At 62.2% G+C, this 19,026-nt stretch carries 16 protein-coding genes; 11 read left to right on the forward strand and 5 right to left on the reverse strand.

Features of this window, described 5'->3' with window-relative positions:
- Nucleotides 1–67: 67 nt before the first annotated feature.
- The 7 genes from ACIPQ1_RS21360 (at nt 68) to ACIPQ1_RS21390 (ending at nt 6,264) form a co-directional block, all read left to right on the forward strand.
- Nucleotides 68–649 carry an alpha/beta hydrolase gene (locus ACIPQ1_RS21360; protein WP_446534737.1) on the forward strand — a complete coding sequence of 194 codons (582 nt, stop codon included), beginning with the start codon at nt 68–70 and terminating at the stop codon, nt 647–649.
- A 47-nt stretch (nt 650–696) separates the two neighbouring features.
- Nucleotides 697–1,632, forward strand: a complete 936-nt coding sequence (locus tag ACIPQ1_RS21365) for a sigma 54-interacting transcriptional regulator (RefSeq protein ID WP_411386166.1) — start codon at nt 697–699, stop codon at nt 1,630–1,632.
- A 277-nt stretch (nt 1,633–1,909) separates the two neighbouring features.
- Nucleotides 1,910–2,692, forward strand: a complete 783-nt coding sequence (locus ACIPQ1_RS21370) for a MetQ/NlpA family ABC transporter substrate-binding protein (protein WP_411386167.1) — start codon at nt 1,910–1,912, stop codon at nt 2,690–2,692.
- 612 nt (nt 2,693–3,304) lie between these two features.
- A complete protein-coding gene (locus ACIPQ1_RS21375) occupies nt 3,305–3,970 on the forward strand; it encodes an amino acid ABC transporter permease (RefSeq protein ID WP_411386168.1) in 666 nt (221 codons plus the stop codon).
- Nucleotides 3,951–4,610, forward strand: coding sequence for an amino acid ABC transporter permease (locus ACIPQ1_RS21380; protein WP_250964222.1), 660 nt, complete (start codon nt 3,951–3,953; stop codon nt 4,608–4,610). Before ACIPQ1_RS21375 ends, ACIPQ1_RS21380 begins: the two co-directional genes overlap by 20 nt.
- The gene (locus ACIPQ1_RS21385; RefSeq protein WP_446534738.1) at nt 4,607–5,389 is read left to right on the forward strand and encodes an amino acid ABC transporter ATP-binding protein; all 783 of its coding nucleotides are present in this window, start codon (nt 4,607–4,609) and stop codon (nt 5,387–5,389) included. The genes ACIPQ1_RS21380 and ACIPQ1_RS21385 overlap by 4 nt, the downstream gene beginning before the upstream one ends.
- Complete coding sequence (locus ACIPQ1_RS21390; protein ID WP_446534739.1) at nt 5,386–6,264, forward strand: transporter substrate-binding domain-containing protein; 879 nt, start codon at nt 5,386–5,388, stop codon at nt 6,262–6,264. Before ACIPQ1_RS21385 ends, ACIPQ1_RS21390 begins: the two co-directional genes overlap by 4 nt.
- A 170-nt stretch (nt 6,265–6,434) precedes the next feature.
- On the opposite strand, the gene ACIPQ1_RS21395 is transcribed toward ACIPQ1_RS21390, so the two are convergent.
- The gene (locus ACIPQ1_RS21395) at nt 6,435–7,595 is read right to left on the reverse strand and encodes an AAA family ATPase (RefSeq protein WP_446534740.1); all 1,161 of its coding nucleotides are present in this window, start codon (nt 7,593–7,595) and stop codon (nt 6,435–6,437) included.
- Between the two features lie 240 nt (nt 7,596–7,835).
- Between ACIPQ1_RS21395 and ACIPQ1_RS21400 the strand changes: the two genes are divergently transcribed.
- From ACIPQ1_RS21400 to ACIPQ1_RS21410, 3 genes are read left to right on the forward strand one after another with little or no spacing between them, the layout of a single operon-like run.
- On the forward strand, nt 7,836–8,939 hold the full coding sequence (locus ACIPQ1_RS21400; RefSeq protein WP_446534741.1) for an efflux RND transporter periplasmic adaptor subunit: 1,104 nt from the start codon (nt 7,836–7,838) through the stop codon (nt 8,937–8,939).
- Entirely contained in the window at nt 8,936–10,000 is a 1,065-nt protein-coding gene (locus ACIPQ1_RS21405; protein WP_446534742.1) for an efflux RND transporter periplasmic adaptor subunit, read from the forward strand. Before ACIPQ1_RS21400 ends, ACIPQ1_RS21405 begins: the two co-directional genes overlap by 4 nt.
- Nucleotides 9,997–13,044 (forward strand): efflux RND transporter permease subunit, encoded by a 3,048-nt coding sequence (locus tag ACIPQ1_RS21410; protein WP_411386174.1) that lies wholly within the window; start codon nt 9,997–9,999, stop codon nt 13,042–13,044. The genes ACIPQ1_RS21405 and ACIPQ1_RS21410 overlap by 4 nt, the downstream gene beginning before the upstream one ends.
- Nucleotides 13,045–13,430: 386 nt before the next feature.
- On the opposite strand, the gene ACIPQ1_RS21415 is transcribed toward ACIPQ1_RS21410, so the two are convergent.
- On the reverse strand, nt 13,431–15,650 hold the full coding sequence (locus ACIPQ1_RS21415) for a heavy metal translocating P-type ATPase (protein WP_446534743.1): 2,220 nt from the start codon (nt 15,648–15,650) through the stop codon (nt 13,431–13,433).
- Nucleotides 15,651–15,736: 86 nt separating this feature from the next.
- Here ACIPQ1_RS21415 and cadR point away from each other — a divergent pair, with 86 nt between their 5' ends.
- Nucleotides 15,737–16,183 (forward strand): Cd(II)/Pb(II)-responsive transcriptional regulator, encoded by a 447-nt coding sequence (cadR, locus tag ACIPQ1_RS21420; protein WP_186730349.1) that lies wholly within the window; start codon nt 15,737–15,739, stop codon nt 16,181–16,183.
- Nucleotides 16,184–16,319: 136 nt separating this feature from the next.
- On the opposite strand, the gene ACIPQ1_RS21425 is transcribed toward cadR, so the two are convergent.
- The 3 genes from ACIPQ1_RS21425 to ACIPQ1_RS21435 all read right to left on the reverse strand — a co-directional run bounded on the left by ACIPQ1_RS21425 (nt 16,320) and on the right by ACIPQ1_RS21435 (nt 19,001).
- Entirely contained in the window at nt 16,320–17,291 is a 972-nt protein-coding gene (locus ACIPQ1_RS21425) for a thymidylate synthase (RefSeq protein ID WP_250964214.1), read from the reverse strand.
- Nucleotides 17,292–17,340: 49 nt separating this feature from the next.
- Entirely contained in the window at nt 17,341–18,150 is an 810-nt protein-coding gene (gene lgt / locus ACIPQ1_RS21430) for a prolipoprotein diacylglyceryl transferase (RefSeq protein ID WP_053117240.1), read from the reverse strand.
- 68 nt (nt 18,151–18,218) lie between these two features.
- Nucleotides 18,219–19,001 carry a sulfite exporter TauE/SafE family protein gene (locus ACIPQ1_RS21435; RefSeq protein WP_250964212.1) on the reverse strand — a complete coding sequence of 261 codons (783 nt, stop codon included), beginning with the start codon at nt 18,999–19,001 and terminating at the stop codon, nt 18,219–18,221.
- Nucleotides 19,002–19,026: the final 25 nt, after the last annotated feature.

The raw sequence follows: 19,026 nt of genomic DNA on the forward strand, positions 1-19,026 counted from the left end.
TTATTCCTTAAGTAATATACCTCTCCTCCCTATACTCGTCCGGGAACAGACACGCAGGAGAGCACCCATGCGCAACGAATCGATTCGCTACCTGATTGTGCCGGGCTGGCAAGGATCGCCGGAAAATCATTGGCAAACCCACTGGCAGAACAGCCTGCCCAACAGCGCCCGGGTCGAGCAGGCCGACTGGATGACGCCCCGGCGTGAGGACTGGGTCGCGGCGCTGGCCGAGGCCGTGGCCGCCGACAGCACGCCGGTGATCCTGATTGCCCATAGCCTGGGTTGCATCACCGTGGCCCATTGGGCCGCCACCGCACCGGTGCAGTTCCTGCGGCAGGTGCGCGGGGCGTTGCTGGTGGCGCCGGCGGATGTCGAGCGGCCGGCCTGCGTCCCGGCGCTGCGCAACTTCGCGCCGATTCCCAATGATCTGCTGCCGTTCCCAAGCCAAGTGGTCAGCTCCGACAACGACGCCGCCGTGAGCGCCCCGCGCGCCCTGGAGCTGGCCCGCAACTGGGGCGCCGAGGCCGGGATCCTGTCAGGGGCGGGGCATATCAATGTGAAGTCTGGCCACCAGCGTTGGGAGCAGGGTTTCGCTTACCTCTACCGTCTGCAAAACCGCATGGAGCATCACGCCCTGCGTCGCGCCTGAATTTTTAGCGCCCCCCGTCTCCCGGCGGTCTGGGGCGGGAGCCTGCCATGAGTTTGCATGAAACCTTCGGTCAGCCCTTGCTGACCTTTCCCGATGCGGAAAAAAGCCCCCTGAGCATTCGCGCCAAGGCGCTGGTGTTCGTCGATCCCCGTTCACGGCAGTTGCGCCAGGAATTGGAGCAATTGGCGCCCCGGGCGATTTCAGTGCTGATACGCGGCGAAACCGGTAGCGGCAAGGAACTGCTGGCCCGGCATATCCATCGCGAAAGCGATCGCGGCGGATTGTTTGTGTCGGTCAACTGCGGCGCCATCAGCCCGACCTACGCCGACGCCGAACTGTTCGGCTATGCCGCCGGCAGCTACAGCGGTTCGGCCAGCAGCCGGGCCGGCTGGTTCGGTTCGGCCAACGGCGGCACCCTTTACCTGGATGAAATCGGCGATTTGCCGCTGCCGATCCAGATCAAGCTGCTGGCGGCCCTGGAAAACCATGAAGTCACCCGTGTCGGCGCTCATCAGCCCAGTCCGGTGGATGTTCGCCTGGTCGCGGCCACCAGCATCGACCTGGCGCAAGCGGTGGCGGCCGGGAAATTCCACGAACGGCTCTACCACTATCTGGGCGAAGGTCGGCTCGAACTGCCGGCGCTGCGCGAACGGGTGGGCGATATCCTGTCCCTGGCCGAATATTTCCTGGGCATCTACAGTCAGCGACTCGGCCTGGCCGTGCCGCTGATCAGTGAAGCCGCGCAGCAAGCTCTTGAGCGGCACAGTTGGCCGGGCAACACTCGCGAGCTGGAGAACGTCATTCACTTTGCATTGCTGGTGAGCACAGGGGATGAAATTTTGCCGGAGCATTTGAATCTGCCGTCCCAACCATCGGCCCTGGAGCTGATCGATCAGCAAGTGGCGCAGGTCATTGCCCTGGGTTCGGACGCCGAGCGTACAGCCCTCAAGGCGCTGCTCAATCAATTGAGCCAAACGCTCTAGACTGGATACCCACCTGTGGCGAGGGAGCTTGCTCCCGCTCGGTTGCGCAGCGACCGCAAAATCTTGGGTCCGCTGCGCGGCCCAGCGGGAGCAAGCTCCCTCGCCACAAAAACGGTGTTTTCTATATGAGAGAAATGAATATGAACTTGAATAAAAGATATTGTTAAGGAATAAAAAATATCGGTATTGTCCGCATCACGCCAGCGATAGCACTTCACTGGCACACCCACATTTAGCCGTCGTCCATGACGACCGTGATTTTCGATAAGGACACTGCATGAAAAAGGTTCTGTTGTTCACCGCATTGGCGGCAGCCCTGGCCTCGGGCCTGGCCCAGGCCGCGGAGAAGCTGGTCGTGGCCGCCACGCCAGTACCCCACGCGGAAATCCTCGAGCTGATCAAGCCGGCCCTGGCTAAAGAAGGCGTGGATTTGCAGATCAAGGTTTTCACCGACTACGTCCAACCCAACGTACAAGTCGACCAGAAACGCCTGGACGCCAACTATTTCCAGACCTTGCCTTACCTCACGAGCTTCAACGAAGGCAAAGGCACTCACCTGGTGACGGTCATCGGCGTGCACGTCGAACCGTTTGGCGGCTACTCGAAAAAGGTCAAGAGCCTGGCTGAGCTGAAGGACGGCGCAACCATTGCCATCCCTAACGAAGGCAGCAACAGCGGCCGTGCGCTGATCCTGCTGCAGAAGGCTGGCCTGATCACACTCAAGGATCCGAAAAACGCCCTGGCGACGCCGAAGGACATTGCCGAGAACCCTAAGAACTTCAAGTTCAAGGAACTGGAATCGGCCATGCTGCCGCGTGTGTTGGATCAGGTCGACCTGGACATGATCAACACCAATTACGCCTTGGAAGCAGGTCTTAACCCGGCCAAGGACGCCTTGGTGATCGAAGGTTCGGATTCGCCATACGTGAACTTCCTGGTTGCCCGCCCGGACAACAAGGACAGCCCGGCCATCCAGAAACTGGCCAAGGCCCTGACCAGTCCTGAAGTGAAGGCGTTCATCGAGAAGAAATACAGCGGCGCGGTACTGCCGGCGTTCTGATTCGCGCGGTTAACCCTGTTACGGTTTCAAACGTCGACGGCTGATACAGCGTCGGCGTTTTTTATGCTCGAAAGATTGCTTGGGTAGAGGACAGGATTACCTGTGGCGAGGGAGCTTGCTCCCGCTCGGCTCTGTAGGAGCTGGCGAAGGCTCGGGCCGCGTTCGGACGATCTTTTGATCTTTCGCTTGGGATTCAAGTGTCTTTGGAAGGATCGCAGCCTCGCTGCACTCGTCAGCTCCTACACAGCTCCTACAGGTCACAGATCAGAGGCGCAAATCAGGCCACCCTGGTCTTCAACGCGCGGCGCAACGCCACCAATAATTTCACTATTTCCTGTGGTTCCAGTCGCTGCGGCACTTTCACGTCAGCCATGTTTTTCTTCCTTGTAATGGTGAGGGGGATGTCGAAAAGATGCTCCCTGCGGCACAAGGAAAATAGTCGTCTTTGTCCTTTCCGGCAAATCCGAAGATAGTTTTTTGTGTGATATCAATATGCTTTAACGGTATTTAAATTACAGTTCTTATGCCTTTAAAGTCAGCTCCTGCCGAGCAGCTATCCGCTGCCCATGGACCGTATCACCGTCGCTTACCGAGCGGCGTCCAGGATGCTCAATGAACTTCGATTACGCTTTTATCCTCAGCACCCTCCCGGCGTTTCTCAAGGCTGTGGGCGTGACGCTGCAGGTCGGCCTTATCGCCATCGCCACGTCGCTGCTGGTGGCGCTGGTCAACGCGACGATCCTCGTGTCGCGCACGCCTTACCTGCAACGCTTGGTGGGGCTGTATGTGGAGCTGGCCCGTAACACGCCGCTGCTCATCCAGTTGTTCTTCGTCTACTTCGCCTTGCCGGCGCTGGGCGTCAAGGTCTCGGGGTTTGCGGCTGCGATCATCACCATGACGTTCCTGGGCGGTGCCTACCTCACGGAAGTGCTGCGGGCGGGGGTGGACGCGGTGCCCCAGGCGCAATTGGAATCCGGTCGCTCCATCGGGCTGTCCCACGGGCAATTGCTGCGCTACGTAGTCCTGCCACAGGCCGGTATTCTCAGCCTGCCGTCGTTGTTCGCCAACTTCATTTTCCTGCTGAAGGAGACCACCGTGGTCTCGGCCGTGGCGGTGCCGGAGATCCTCTACACCACCAAAAGCTACATCGCGCTCTACTACAAGACCTACGAAATGCTCGCCGTGCTGACGTTGATTTGCGTGCTGCTGTTTTTGCCGCTGTCGCTGTTGCTCAGCCGCTTGGAAAGGAGGCTCCAGCATGGCCAGTTCGGGTCTTGAGTTGCTCTGGGTGTCTCTGCCGCAACTGGGCAAGGGCGCTGCGCAAACTTTGTCGATTTCCTTTCTGAGTATCGCCTTCAGCACCGTGGGCGGTGTGCTTTATGGGGTGTTGCGTACGCTGGGTGTGAAGTGGCTGGACGCCGTCCTGCGGGTCTACCTGGAGTTGTTCCGGGCGATCCCGGTGCTGGTCTGGTTGTACCTGCTGTTCTTCGGCTTGCCGATCTTTTTCGGTGTGAGCCTTCCAAGCTTTTGGTGCGCGGTCCTGGTGTTGTCGCTGTGGGGTGCCAGTGAGGTCGGTGAAGTGGTGCGCGGCGCCTTGCATTCGTTGCCGCGCGGCCAGCGCGAGGCGGGCTTGTCGATTGGGTTGAACGGTCCGCAACTCTACGGCCATGTGCTGCTTCCGCAAGCGCTGAGACGCATGACGCCGCCGACCATCAACGTCTACACACGCATCATCAAGACCAGCTCCCTGGCCGTGCTGATTGGCGTGGTGGATGTGATCAAGGTCGGCCAGCAGATCATCGAACGCACCTACGAATCCGTGCTGATCTACGGCGCGCTGTTCCTGTTTTTCTTTTTCATCTGCTACCCGCTTTCGGCCGCCTCCCGCGTGCTGGAGCGGCGTTGGACGCAAGCATGAACGCATTGATCGAGTTCAAGGGTTTCAACAAGTTTTTCGGCGAACAGCAGGTGCTGGATGGCATCGACCTGCACGTGAAGCCAGGCGAAGTGATCGTCATTCTCGGCCCTAGTGGTTGCGGCAAAAGTACTTTGCTGCGTTGCCTCAACGGGCTGGAAGCGGCCCACAGCGGCAGCCTGGCATTCGCCGGTCGCGAGTTGCTGGACAAGGGCACCGACTGGCGCGAAGTGCGGCAGCAGATCGGCATGGTGTTCCAGAGCTATCACCTGTTCCCGCACATGAGCGTGCTCGATAACCTGCTGCTGGGCCCGGTCAAGGTGCAAAAGCGCGATCGCCGCGAAGCACGCGACCAGGCCGAAGCCTTGCTGGCGCGGGTGGGCCTGCTGGACAAGCGTGATGCTTTCCCGCGCCAGCTCTCCGGCGGCCAGCAGCAACGTATCGCCATCGTGCGTTCGCTGTGCATGAACCCCAAGGTCATGTTGTTCGATGAGGTCACCGCCGCCCTCGATCCGGAAATGGTCAAGGAGGTCCTGGAAGTCATCCAGGGCTTGGCCCGCGAAGGCAAGACGCTGTTGATCGTCACCCACGAAATGGCGTTCGCCCGCGCCGTGGCTGACCGCATCGTGTTCATGGACGCCGGGCGCATCCTTGAACAAAACCCACCCGAGACTTTCTTTACGAACCCGCAAACCGCACGCGCGCAGCAGTTCCTGGAGAAGTTCTCCTACGTCGCCGCACTCCCTGAAACGACTCAAAAAAAGGAACTGGAACTGTCATGAAAGCTGCCAAGTCTTCTCTGCTGCTACTGCCGCTGCTCGCCGCCTTACTGGCCGGCTGCAATAAACCCGAAGAACCGCCGAAGCCGAACGTCGCCAGCCAAGGCACCGCACCGGTCAGCTACCTGGACAAAATCAAGGCACGGGACAAATTGATCGTCGGCGTCTTTACCGACAAGCCACCGTTTGGCTTCGTCGATGAGGCAGGGCGGTATGTCGGCTTCGATACCGACATCGGCCGTCGATTCGCCAAGGATCTGCTCGGCGATGAGAACAAGGTGGAGTTCGTTGCGGTTGAACCGGCGAGCCGGATTCCGTTCCTGCAAAGCGACAAGGTCGACCTGATCCTCGCCAACATGACCGTGACCCTGGAGCGCAAGGAAGCGGTTGAATTCACCAACCCGAACCTGAAAGTCGCGGTGCAGGCGCTGGTGCCACAAGCCAGCGCGGTGAAAAGCCTCGATGACCTGGCGACCCGCACCACCATCGTCACCACCGGCACTACGGCGGACATCTGGCTGACCAAGAATCACCCGGACTGGAAGTTGCTCAAGTTCGAGAAAAATTCCGAGTCCTTGCAGGCGTTGGCCAATGGTCGCGGCGATGCGTATGCCCAAGACAACCTGGTGCTGTTCAGTTGGGCCAAGCAGAACCCTGGCTATCGTGTGCTTGAGCAGACCCTGGGCGCCGAAGCACCGATTGCACCAGCGGTGAAGAAGGGCAATGTCGAGTTGCGCGATTGGGTCAATGCCGAGCTGGCGAAGCTGGGTGAAGAGAAGTATTTGCTCAAGCTGTACGACCAATATGTGCGCAAGGAACTGAGCGATGACACCAAGCCTGAGAGCGTGATTGTCGAGGGTGGGAAGTGGCAGGGGTGATGGGCTGAAGAATGTGATCCAGCAGGTAACCCATAGTCCTGTGGCGAGGGAGCTTGCTCCCGCTGGCCTGCGAAGCAGGCCCCTGCATTCCTGCAGGCTGACCGTATTAGCCGCTTTTGCGACTGCTGCGCAGCCGAGCGGGAGCAAGCTCCCTCGCCACAGGACACTGCCTAGTCCGGCCAATGCCAGGCCGGCTCATCCAGCGCCCGCTGCCCGACAATCCCGGTCTGTCCAAGGTCTTTCTCCAGCACGATGCAATTGCACTGTTCATCCTGCTCCAACGCGGCAATCAGACGCGAGGCATGGGACACCACCCAGACCTGGCAATTTGCCGAGGCGCGGATAATCAACCGCGCCAGGGCCGGCAACAGGTCGGGGTGCAGGCTGGTTTCCGGTTCGTTGAGCACCATCAGCGAGGGCGGTCTGGGGGTGAGCAGGGCGGCCACCAGCAACAGATAGCGCAAGGTCCCGTCCGACAGCTCGGCGGCGGACAGCGGCCGCAGCAGGCCGTGCTGCTGGAACGCGATGGCGAAACGTCCACCTTGCAGCTTATCGATGTGCAGTCGGGCGCCGGGGAACGCGTCCCCGATGGCGGCATGCAAGGCCTCGACGTCACCGATTTCAAGAATGGTCTGGAGCGCGGCGGCCAGATCGCGCCCATCGTGATGCAGCACCGGCGTGCGGGTGCCCAGTTGTGGTTGGCGCACCGGGGCGTCGGCGTCGCTGCGAAAATGATCGTAGAAGCGCCAGCGACGAATGAACTCGCGCATCTGCAGGACCTCCGGCGAAGCGCGCAGGCTGCCGACCTGGTCGAACAGGCTGTCGAAGGTGGGCGTGTGCTGGGCCAGTACATCCCATGAACGGCCTTCGCGGGCACGGACCATCGGCCCGTTGCGGTCCACCAGCAGGCTGGCGGGACGAAACACCGGGCCGGCCCAGATGCATTCACGCTTGATTTCCGGGTCCAGGGAAAACGCTGAGCGACTGGGTGCAGGCAGGCCGAGGGCGATGGAATAGCTGAAGTCTTCGCCGGCGAAGCCCAGGCGCAGGCGCTTGGTGCCCTGGCGCACAACCGCCTGGACAGGCACTTCGCCGTTGCGCATGCGACGGCTGATTTCCTCCGGCCCGGCCCAGAAGGTCGAGTCCAGTCCGCCTTCCCGGGCCAGGGCGTTGACCACCCCGCCCTGGGCCGTCTCGGCCAGCAGGCGCAGGGCACGGTACAGATTGGATTTGCCGCTGCCGTTGGGGCCGGTGATGAGGTTCAACCGGCCCAGCGGGATGACCAATTTATTGATGGATCGGTAGTTGGCCACCGCCAATGTCTTGAGCATGGGCAGACTCCTGCTGTGTGGGTTCGTAGGAGCTGTCGAGCGCAGCGAGGCTGCGATCTTTCCGAACCCAATTGAATCTCAAGCGAAAGAACAAAAGATCGAAGCCTCGCGTTGCTCGACAGCTCCTACGGGAGGCGATCAGTTTGCCTGATTTGCCGCAGCCGTTGTATTCGTGGAACCCTGTTCTAAGCTCACAGTCGTATCGTCACTGGTACGTCCGTACAACGCAAAGGAGTCTGCATGGCTGGTCCCGGAATCAAATTGATTGTTGGCTTGGGCGTGTGTGCGTTGTTGGCGGGGTGTGGTGACAAGAAGCCCGAAGAAAAGGCCCTGCCACGGGTTTTCGTGCAGCAGGCCGTGCCCAGTGAATACGCGGCCTCGGTGACCCTGACCGGCGATGTCCAGGCGCGGGTGCAGGCCGACCTGTCGTTTCGCGTGGGTGGCAAGATCATCGAGCGCAAGGTGGATGTCGGCGACCGAGTCTCGGCCCGGCAAGTGCTGGCCCGGCTCGATCCCCGGGACCTGCAGACCAACGTCGACTCCGCCCAAGCCCAGGTGGCCGCCGAGCAGGCGCGGGTCAAGCAGAGTGCGGCGGCGTTCGTGCGCCAACAGAAACTCCTGCCCAAGGGCTACACCAGCCAGAGCGAATACGACGCGGCCCAGGCCCAACTGCGCAGCAGCCAGAGTGCGCTGACCGCCGCCCAGGCCCAACTGGCCAACGCTCGCGAACAACTGAGCTACACCGCGCTGATTGCCGAAGCGCCGGGCATCATCACTGCGCGCCAGGCGGAAGTCGGCCAAGTGGTGCAGGCCACGGAGCCGATCTTCAGCCTGGCCCGGGATGGTGAACGCGACGCGGTGTTCAACATCTATGAATCACTGTTGAGCGAACCGCCGTCGGACCCTGCAATCACCATCAGCCTGTTGGATAACCCCACCATCAAGACCACCGGCACGGTGCGCGAGATCACCCCGGCGGTGTCCGCCCAGACCGGCACCGTGCAGGTCAAGGTGACCCTCGATGATTTGCCCGAAGGCATGCGCTTGGGGTCGGTGGTCAGCGCCACGGCCAAGTCCGCCGGCAAGACCGCCTTCGAGTTGCCTTGGTCGGCCCTGACCAAGAACCTCAGTGAGCCGGCCGTGTGGCTGGTGGACGGTGACGGCAAGGCGCAGTTGCAGACGGTGACGGTCGGCCGCTACCTGACCGGCAAGGTCATCATCAGCGCGGGCCTCAAGGGGGGAGAGAAAATCGTCACCGCCGGTGGGCAGTTGCTGCACCCCGGCGTACGCGTCGAGATCGCTGAAAACACTTATGAAAAATCCACGCCGGGAGCCCAGCCATGAAGCGTGTGTGGATGGTCGCGGCCGGCCTCTTGCTGGCCGCCTGCTCCCAGGAAGAAGCACCGCCCGAACCGGTACGCCCGGTATTGTCCGTTGAAGTCCGGGCCCTCGACCAGCAGGCCCTCGGGCGTTTCGCCGGGAATATCCAGGCCCGCTACGAGAGCAACGTCGGTTTCCGCGTGCCCGGACGCATTGCCAGCCGCAACGTCGATGTTGGCGCCGAAGTGAAGAAGGGCGACCTGCTCGCCACGCTCGATCCCACCGACCAGCAGAACCAGCTCCGCGCCGCCCAGGGCGATCTGGCGCGGATCGAGGCGCAGTACATCAATGCCCAGGCCAATGCCCGTCGCCAGCAGCAATTGTTCGACCGTGGTGTCGGCGCCCAGGCGCAACTGGACGTCGCCCAGACCGACCTGAAAACCACCGGGGCGTCCCTTGAACAGGCCCGGGCTTCGGTGGAACAGGCCCGCGACCAACTCAACTACAGCCAATTGCACACGGACCACGACGCCGTCGTCACCGCCTGGAACGCCGAAGCCGGGCAGGTGGTCACCGCCGGCCAGCAAGTGGTGACCCTGGCCCGCCCGGACATCAAGGAAGCGGTGATCGACCTGCCGGCCGGGCTGGTCGAACGCTTGCCCACGGACGTGGTATTCGAGGTCGCCGCGCAATTGGACCCGAGCATCCACACCACCGCCATCGTCCGCGAGATCGAGCCCCAGGCCCAGAGCGCGACCCGCACCCGCCGCGCGCGCCTGACGCTGACCGACACACCGCCAGGTTTTCGCCTGGGCACGGCCATCAGCGTGACCCTGAGCTCGACCATCGAACCGCGCATCGAACTGCCGCTCAGCGCGTTGCAAGAGATTGATGGCAAGGCACGCATCTGGCTGATCGACCCGCAAACGCAGACCGTCTCTCCCCGTGAGGTACGGATTATCGAGCGTTCGGCCAACTCGGTGCTGGTGGCCAACGGCATCAAGGCCGGCGACCGCGTGGTCAGTGCCGGCGTGCACAGCCTCCAGCCAGGACAGAAAGTGAAACTCGACGAGGACGTACGATGAAAGGGCCTTTCAACTTATCCGAATGGGCCCTGCGGCATCAGTCGTTCGTCTGGTACCTGATGTTCGTGGCGCTGTTGATGGGCGTGTTTTCGTACATGAACCTGGGTCGCGAGGAAGACCCGTCGTTCACCATCAAGACCATGATCATCCAGACTCGCTGGCCGGGCGCGACCCAGGAAGAAACCCTCAGGCAGGTCACCGACCGCATCGAGAAGAAACTCGAAGAGCTCGACTCCCTCGACTACGTCAAGAGCTACACCCGCCCGGGAGAGTCGACGGTGTTCGTGTACCTGCGCGATACCACCGGGGCCAAGGAAATCCCCGAGATCTGGTACCAGGTACGCAAGAAGATCAACGACATTCGCGGCGACTTCCCCGAAGGCTTGCAAGGGCCCGGGTTCAATGATGAGTTCGGCGATGTCTACGGTTCGGTGTACGCCTTCACCGGCGACGGCCTGTCGATGCGCCAGTTGCGCGACTACGTGGAACAGGTGCGTGCCGAGATCCGCGAGGTACCGGGCCTGGGCAAGGTCGAGATGGTGGGCGAGCAGGACGAAGTGCTGTACCTGAACTTCTCCACGCGCAAACTCGCCGCCCTGGGCATCGACCAGCGCCAGGTGGTGCAGAGCCTGCAATCGCAAAATGCCGTGACCCCGGCCGGGGTGATCGATGCGGGACCGGAGCGGATTTCCGTACGTACGTCCGGGCAGTTCCAGTCGGAAAAAGACCTGGCCAACGTCAACCTGCGGCTCAATGACCGGTTCTATCGACTGGCCGACATCGCCGACATCCGTCGCGGCTACGTCGACCCCGCCACACCGATGTTCCGTTTCAACGGCACGCCGGCCATCGGCCTCGCCATTGCGATGAAGAAGGGTGGCAACATCCAGGATTTCGGCAAGGCGCTGCACGCGCGCATGACCGAATTGACCGCCGACCTGCCGGTGGGCGTTGGCGTACATACCGTGTCGGACCAGGCCGAAGTGGTGGAGGAGGCGGTCGGCGGCTTCACCAGTGCGCTGTTCGAGGCGGTGATTATTGTACTGGTCGTCAGCTTCATCAGCCTTGGCGTACGGGCCGGGCTGGTGGTGGCCTGTTCGATTCCGCTGGTGCTGGCGATGGTCTTCCTGTTCATGGAATACAGCGGCATCACCATGCAGCGGATTTCCCTCGGCGCGTTGATCATCGCCCTTGGCCTGCTGGTGGACGACGCGATGATCACCGTGGAGATGATGGTCACACGCCTGGAAAAAGGCGACAGCAAGGAGCAGGCCGCGACGTTCGCCTACACCTCGACGGCGTTTCCCATGCTCACCGGGACCCTGGTGACCGTGGCCGGTTTCGTGCCTATCGGCTTGAACGCCAGCTCCGCCGGTGAATACACCTTCACCCTGTTCGCGGTCATTGCCGTGGCGATGCTGGTATCGTGGATCGTCGCGGTGCTGTTTGCCCCGGTGATCGGCGTGCATATCCTCAGCGCCAACGTCAAACCCCACAGCGCCGAGCCGGGGCGGATCGGCCGGGCATTCAACGGCGGCCTGTTGTGGGCGATGCGCAATCGCTGGTGGGCCATCGGTATCACCGTGCTGCTGTTCGTGCTGGCGGTGTTTTGCATGCGTTTTGTGCAGAACCAGTTCTTCCCGTCCTCGGACCGGCCAGAAATCCTGGTGGACCTCAACCTGCCGCAAAACGCTTCGATGGACGAGACCCGCAAAGCCGTCGATCGCCTGGAGGCGACCCTCAAGGGCGACCCGGACATTGAGCGCTGGAGTACCTACATCGGCGAAGGCGCGATTCGTTTCTACCTGCCGCTGGACCAGCAGTTGCAGAACCCGTACTACGCGCAACTGGTGATCGTCAGCAAAGGCCTGGAGTCGCGCACGGCGCTGACCGAACGCCTGCAAAAGCGTCTGCGTGAGGATTTCGTCGGGATTGGCAGCTACGTCCAGGCCTTGGAAATGGGCCCGCCGGTGGGCCGGCCGATCCAGTACCGGGTCAGCGGCAAGGACATCGACCTGGTGCGCAAGCATGCGATCGAACTGGCTACCGAACTGGACAAGAACTCGCACATTGGCGAAATCATCTACGACTGGAACGAGCCGGGCAAAGTGCTGCGCATCGACATCGCCCAGGACAAGGCGCGGCAATTGGGCTTGTCGTCCGATGATGTGGCCAGGCTGATGAACAGTATCGTCAGCGGCTCGCCGGTAACCCAGGTCAACGATGATATCTACTTGATCAACGTGGTCGGCCGTGCCGAGGATGCCGAGCGCGGTTCGCCGGAAACCCTGCAGAACCTGCAGATCGTCACCCCGAGTGGCACCTCGATTCCGTTGCTGGCGTTTGCCACGGTGCGCTATGAACTGGAGCAACCGCTGGTGTGGCGTCGTGACCGCAAGCCGACCATCACCATCAAGGCCGCGGTGCGCGATGAGATCCAGCCCACCGACCTGGTCAAGCAACTGCAACCGGACATCGACAAGTTCGCCGCCGGCCTGCCGGTGGGCTACAAGGTCGCCACGGGCGGTACGGTGGAAGAGAGCAGCAAGGCCCAGGGACCGATCGCCAGCGTCGTGCCGCTGATGCTGTTTTTGATGGCGACTTTCCTGATGATCCAGTTGCACAGCGTGCAGAAACTGTTCCTGGTGGCGAGCGTCGCGCCCCTCGGGCTGATCGGCGTGGTGCTGGCGCTGGTGCCGACGGGCACGCCCATGGGCTTCGTGGCGATCCTCGGGATTCTCGCGCTGATCGGCATCATTATCCGTAATTCGGTGATCCTGGTGACCCAGATCGATGAATACGAGCGTGACGGCTACGAACCCTGGGACGCGGTGGTGGAGGCCACCGAACACCGGCGCCGGCCGATCCTGCTCACGGCCGCCGCGGCGAGCCTGGGGATGATCCCGATTGCCCGGGAAGTGTTCTGGGGGCCGATGGCCTACGCGATGATCGGCGGGATCATCATCGCCACGTTGCTGACGCTGCTGTTCCTGCCGGCGTTGTATGTGGCCTGGTACAAGATCCGCGAGCCGAAGCGTGATTGACGCGGCCGCCTTCGCTGCCCTTGTGGCGAGGGAGCTTGCTCCCGCTCGGTCCTGTAGGAGCTGTCGAGTGCAACGAGGCTGCGATCTTTCCACTACCAATTGAGTCCGGAGTGAAGATCAAGATCAAAAGATCGCAGGCTTCGCCAGCTCCTACACCGCCCAGCGGGAGCAAGCTCCCTCGCCACAGGGATACGTCGCAAACTTGAACTCTGGGTTGCTGGAACAGGCTTTGCACCTGCTCCAGCACCGCGTTGGCTGACATACCGCTATCGCGAGCAAGCTCGCTCCCACAGTGGTTCTCTGTTGCCCACAGAATATGTGTTCACTGGAGCTCCCTGTGGGAGCGAGCTTGCTCGCGATGGGTCCAGCCCAATCACCCCGTTTTTTTATTTGCGCAACAACCGCAACCCATTGAACACCACCAGCAAACTCACCCCCATGTCGGCAAACACCGCCATCCACATGGTGGCGAACCCGGCGAAGGTGACCCCGAGAAAGATCGCCTTGATCACCAAGGCCAAGGCAATGTTCTGTTTCAGAATGCTGGACGTCTGCCGCGACAGGCGAATGAAGGCCGGGATCTTGCGCAGGTCATCGTCCATCAAGGCGACATCGGCGGTCTCGATGGCCGTGTCGGTGCCGGCCGCCGCCATGGCGAAACCGATTTCCGAACGGGCCAGGGCCGGGGCGTCGTTGATGCCGTCGCCCACCATGCCGACGCGGTGACCCTGGGCGTACAGCGCTTCGATGGCTTGCAGCTTGTCTTCCGGCAACAGGTCGCCCCGCGCCTGATCCATGCCCACCTGTGCGGCAATCGCTTCGGCGGTGTGGGCGTTGTCGCCGGTGAGCATCAGGGTCTTGATGCCCAGTTCATGCAGTTGCCGGATGGCCTCGCGGCTGGAATCCTTCACGGTGTCGGCCACGGCAAACAGCGCCAAGGGGCCTGTAGCGTCGAGCAGCAGCACCACCGACTTGCCTTGTTTTTCCAGGGTGAAGAGTTTTTCTTCCAGTTCGGGAGAGCACAGGCCGAGGTCTTCCACCAGGCGGTGGTTGCCCAAGTGATAGGTCCGGCCGTCGATGTCGCCGCGCACGCCGCGCCCGGCCAGCGCGGCGAAGTTATCCACAGCCTGCTGCACCACTTGCTTATCCACCGCCGCGTTGGCAATCGCCCGGGACACCGGGTGGTCGGAGCGGGCGGCGAGGCTGGCGGCCAGGGCCGGGGCTGTGCTTTCCAGAGTAGGGTCCCAGGCCACATAGTCGGTTTGCACCGGTTTGCCGTGGGTGATCGTGCCGGTCTTGTCCAACGCGAGATAGTCGAGCTTGTAGCCGCCCTCCAGATAGACGCCACCCTTGACCAGGATGCCTTTGCGCGCGGCGGCGGCGAGGCCGCTGACGATGGTCACGGGGGTGGAAATCACCAGCGCGCACGGGCAGGCGACCACCAGCAGCACCAGGGCCCGGTAGATCCAGTCGAACCACAAGGCGCCCATGAACAGCGGAGGAATGACCGCTACCGCCAGGGCCAGGGCAAACACCGCCGGGGTATAGATCGTCGAAAAGCGGTCGACGAAGCGCTGGGTCGGCGCCCGGGAGCCCTGTGCCTGTTCCACGGCGTGGATGATTCGCGCCAGGGTCGATTGATCGGCCGCCGCCGTCACCCGATATTCCAGTTCGCCAGCCTGGTTGATGGTGCCGGCGAACACTTTGTCACCGGCGATTTTTTCCACCGGCAGGCTTTCACCGGTAATCGGTGCCTGGTCGACGGTCGAGCGGCCGGCGATCACCTCGCCGTCCAGGCCGACGCGTTCGCCGGGCCGCACCCGCACCCGCGCGCCGAGGGCAATGGCCTTGACCTCCTGGACCTGCCAGGTGCCATCGGCCTGCTGCACGGTGGCCTGTTCCGGGGCCATCTGCATCAGGCCGCTGATGGCGTTGCGCGCCCGATCCAGGGATTTGGCTTCGATCAGTTCGGCCACGGTGAACAGGAACATCACCATTGCCGCTTCCGGCCATTGGCCAATCAGCACGGCGCCGGTCACGGCGATGCTCATCAGCGCGTTGATGTTCAGGTTGCGGTTCTTCAGGGCGATCCAGCCCTTCTTGTAGGTACCCAGGCCACCGCTGAGGATCGACACCAACGCCACCAGCGCGACCACCCAGTTTGGCGCGGCATTGGTGAAGTGGATCACCTCGGCGCCCAGGGCCGTCACGCCGGACAGCGCCAACGGCCACCAGGGCTTGGCCGGGGCGGGCAGGTCGTGGCTTTGCGGTTTCTCGCCCGCAATCAGCGGGTCGGCCTGCATGCCTAAGGATTCGATGGCCTTGATGATCGGCGCGTCGCTGGGCAGATCGTGGGTCACGCCCAAGACGCGGTTGATCAGGTTGAACTCCAGTCGCTGCACGCCTTCGAGTTTGCCGAGCTTGTTCTGGATCAGCGTCTGTTCGGTAGGGCAGTCCATGGCTTCGATGCGGAAACTGCTCAGCCGCGCGCCGTCCGTCGGCGTTTTGCCGAGATCGACCACCGCCGGCGCCGCTTTCGAGGCGCAGCAGGAATGCCCGTGGTCATGGCCGTGGTCGGGTTTGTGGATGTGAAGGGAATCGCTCATCGGGTGACGTCCGTGAAAAGTGCCTGTTGCGCAGTAAAGACCCTGTAGCCACTATAGGGTCAAGCACCTATTGGGGAGATCGCACCATGAAGATCGGAGAACTGGCGAAAATCACCGACTGCCAAGTCGAAACCATCCGCTACTACGAGCGCGAAGGCCTGCTGCCGGAACCGGCCCGCAGCGACGGCAACTACCGCGTCTACACCCAGGCCCATGCCGAACGACTGACGTTCATCCGCAACTGCCGCACCCTGGACATGACCCTGGAGGAAATCCGCAGTCTCCTGGCCCTGCGCGACAGCCCCCAGGATCAATGTGAAAGCGTCAATGCGCTGATCGACGAACACATCCACCACGTCAAGGCCCGCATCGATGGCCTGCTGGCCTTGCAGGCGCAACTGATCGACCTGCGCCATCGCTGTGGCGAAGGGCCGGATCTGGATCAATGCGGGATCTTGCAGCGATTGGAGGTGAGCGGGGCGGTGGCGCCGGAGGTGGAGCATTCACATGTGGGCAGGAGTCATGGGCATTGAACTGCTCTTGAAGCACATGGCGATCTAATGTGGGAGCGAGCTTGCTCGCGATAGCAACCTATCAGTCAACATTGATGTTGAATGTACTGGCCCTATCGCGAGCAAGCTCGCTCCCACAGGGGAATGGTGGTGTTTTCTAGACCGCCATCGGCGCGGTCATCGGCGCGTGGTGCTGGTAGCCTTCGAGGGAGAAGTCGCTCGGTTCCACCAACTCCAGCCACTCAGGTTGGTACACGCCAGTCTTGGCAAACTCTGGCACGCGCTCGGAAATCACCAGCTTGGGCATCGGGAACGGCTCGCGGGTGAGCTGTTCGTTGAGCATGTCCAAGTGGTTTTCGTAGACGTGGGCGTCGCCGATGAAATAGGTGAACCAGCGCGGCGTGTAGCCGGTCAGGCGGCCGATCAGGCTCAGCAGCGCGGCGCCTTCGGTGAGGTTGAACGGCGTGCCCAGGCCCAGGTCGTTGGAGCGGATGTAGAGGGTCAGGGAAATTTCCCTGGTCTCGACATTCGGGTGGAACTGGTAGAGCAGATGGCACGGCGGCAGGGCCATTTCATCAAGCTGGGCGCAGTTCCAGCCGTGGAACAGGATGCGCCGGCTGCCCGGGTCCTTGATGATGGTGTCGACGCACTGGCGAACCTGGTCGATGGCCTTGTACAGCACCACGTAGGCCTGGCCGTTTTCTTCGCCCTCGGCGATCTGCCGGTAACCCTGGGCCAGCGTCTGCTCGATGGCCGCCGGGTTGCTTACCGGAATCTGCTTATAGGCCGGCCACTTGCGCCACTGCACGCCGTAGATCTCGCCCAGGTCGTCTTCGCCCTGGCGGAACGGGTTGGCCAGCCACTGGGCGTTTTCGTTGGCGTTCTGGTCCCAGACCTTGCAGCCCAGGGCGCGAAACTCAGCGGCATTGTTCACGCCACGGAGAAAACCGCACATCTCGCCGATGGCCGATTTGAAGGCCATCTTGCGAGTGGTGATGGCGGGAAAGCCTTCCTTCAAGTCATAGCGCAGCATGGCGCCGGGGAAGCTGATGGTGTTCACACCGGTGCGGTTGGCTTGCTTGGTGCCGTTCTTGATGACGTGGGCCACCAGATCGAGATATTGCTTCATGGGTTACCTGTGTCCTTGAACCCGGGGCCTGCGCCCCGGGGTTCGAATTTTAAACCTTGGCCGCCGCAGCCGGCGCGCGATGATAAGCCAGCCAGATCAGCGCCAGGCCACCGATGATCATCGGCAGGCACAGCACCTGGCCCATGGTCAGCCAGTTCCACGCCAGATAGCCGAGCTGGGCATCCGGCACACGGACGAATTCGACGATGAAACGGAAGATGCCATAGAACAGCGCGAACATGCCCGACACCGCCATGGTGGGGCGCGGCTTGCGCGAGAACAGCCAGAGGATCAGGAACAGTGCCACACCCTCGAGGGCGAACTGGTACAGCTGGGACGGGTGGCGCGGCAACTGCGCCGGGTCGCTGAACGGCGGGAAGATCATCGCCCAGGGCACGTCGGTCGGCTTGCCCCACAACTCGGCGTTGATGAAGTTGCCGATGCGCCCGGCACCCAGGCCGATCGGCACCATCGGCGCGACGAAGTCCATCAGCTCGAAAAACGACTTGTTGTTGCGCTTGCCGAACCACAACGCCGCCAGCATCACACCAATGAACCCACCGTGGAACGACATGCCGCCTTTCCAGACTTCGAAGATCAGCGTCGGGTTGGCCAGGTAGGCACTCAGGTCGTAGAACAGCACGTAGCCCAGGCGTCCGCCGACGATCACGCCCATGGACAGCCAGAACACCAGGTCGGAGAGCTTTTCCTTGTTCCAGGTCGGGTCGAAGCGGTTGAGCCGGCGCGACGCCAGCCACCAGGCGCCGCCGATGCCGATCAGGTACATCAGGCCGTACCAGTGGATTTTCAGCGGGCCGATGGCCAGGGCTACCGGATCGATCTGCGGGTAAGGCAGCATTGATATTCCTCGTAAACGTCAAAAATACCCGGGCGACGCTGCCACCACGGGATTAAGCCAGGATTGCGTCAGAGCAGAAAACTCACCCCCACGCAGAATAGCAAGGCGGCGAACAAGCGCTTGAGCAAGCGTGGCGACAGGCGATGGGCCAGCCGCGCACCAAAGCGGGCAAAGATCATGCTGGTCAAGGCGATGCCCAGCAGCGCCGGCAAATACACAAAACCGAGACTATGGGCCGGCAGCAACGGATCGTGCCAGCCCAGAATCATGAAACTTAATGCACTGACCAGGGCGATCGGCAAGCCGCAGGCCGATGACGTCGCCACCGCTTGTTGCATCGGCACGCTGCGCCAGGTCAGGAACGGTACGGTCAGCGAACCACCACCGATGCCGAAAATCGCCGAGGCCCAGCCGATCACCGTGCCGGCCACGGTCAGCCCAGCCTTGCCCGGTACGGTGCGGCTGGCCTTGGGCTTGAAGTCCAGGGCCAGTTGCACGGCAACGACCAAGGCGAACACGCCAATGATCTTTTGCAGGTGTGGGCCGGAAATCGCTTCGGCGGTGATCGCGCCGAAACCGGCACCGATCAGGATGCCGACGGTCATCCAGGCGAATACCGGCCAGCGCACCGCGCCTTTGCGCTGATGTTCGCGCACGGCATTGACCGAGGTAAAGATAATCGACGCCAGGGAGGTGCCGACGGCCAGGTGCGTCAACACCTGCGGGTCGAAGCCCTGCAGGGTGAAACTGAATACCAGCACCGGGACGATGATGATCCCGCCCCCTACACCAAACAACCCGGCCAGCACGCCGGCGCAGGCGCCGAGTAGCAGATAGAGCACAAATTCCACCAGACTCTCCCCGCCCATCCCCGAA

The sequence above is a fragment of the Pseudomonas sp. LARHCG127 genome (genome assembly GCF_052871455.1).

Bases quoted from the DNA above. Each gene is read 5' to 3' on its own strand.
- ACIPQ1_RS21360 (WP_446534737.1), top strand. From the start codon at position 68: ATGCGCAACGAATCGATTCGCTACCTGATTGTGCCGGGCTGGCAAGGA.
- ACIPQ1_RS21365 (WP_411386166.1), top strand. From the start codon at position 697: ATGAGTTTGCATGAAACCTTCGGTCAGCCCTTGCTGACCTTTCCCGAT.
- ACIPQ1_RS21370 (WP_411386167.1), top strand. From the start codon at position 1,910: ATGAAAAAGGTTCTGTTGTTCACCGCATTGGCGGCAGCCCTGGCCTCG.
- ACIPQ1_RS21375 (WP_411386168.1), top strand. From the start codon at position 3,305: ATGAACTTCGATTACGCTTTTATCCTCAGCACCCTCCCGGCGTTTCTC.
- ACIPQ1_RS21380 (WP_250964222.1), top strand. From the start codon at position 3,951: ATGGCCAGTTCGGGTCTTGAGTTGCTCTGGGTGTCTCTGCCGCAACTG.
- ACIPQ1_RS21385 (WP_446534738.1), top strand. From the start codon at position 4,607: ATGAACGCATTGATCGAGTTCAAGGGTTTCAACAAGTTTTTCGGCGAA.
- ACIPQ1_RS21390 (WP_446534739.1), top strand. From the start codon at position 5,386: ATGAAAGCTGCCAAGTCTTCTCTGCTGCTACTGCCGCTGCTCGCCGCC.
- ACIPQ1_RS21395 (WP_446534740.1), bottom strand. From the start codon at position 7,595: ATGCTCAAGACATTGGCGGTGGCCAACTACCGATCCATCAATAAATTG.
- ACIPQ1_RS21400 (WP_446534741.1), top strand. From the start codon at position 7,836: ATGGCTGGTCCCGGAATCAAATTGATTGTTGGCTTGGGCGTGTGTGCG.
- ACIPQ1_RS21405 (WP_446534742.1), top strand. From the start codon at position 8,936: ATGAAGCGTGTGTGGATGGTCGCGGCCGGCCTCTTGCTGGCCGCCTGC.
- ACIPQ1_RS21410 (WP_411386174.1), top strand. From the start codon at position 9,997: ATGAAAGGGCCTTTCAACTTATCCGAATGGGCCCTGCGGCATCAGTCG.
- ACIPQ1_RS21415 (WP_446534743.1), bottom strand. From the start codon at position 15,650: ATGAGCGATTCCCTTCACATCCACAAACCCGACCACGGCCATGACCAC.
- cadR (WP_186730349.1), top strand. From the start codon at position 15,737: ATGAAGATCGGAGAACTGGCGAAAATCACCGACTGCCAAGTCGAAACC.
- ACIPQ1_RS21425 (WP_250964214.1), bottom strand. From the start codon at position 17,291: ATGAAGCAATATCTCGATCTGGTGGCCCACGTCATCAAGAACGGCACC.
- lgt (WP_053117240.1), bottom strand. From the start codon at position 18,150: ATGCTGCCTTACCCGCAGATCGATCCGGTAGCCCTGGCCATCGGCCCG.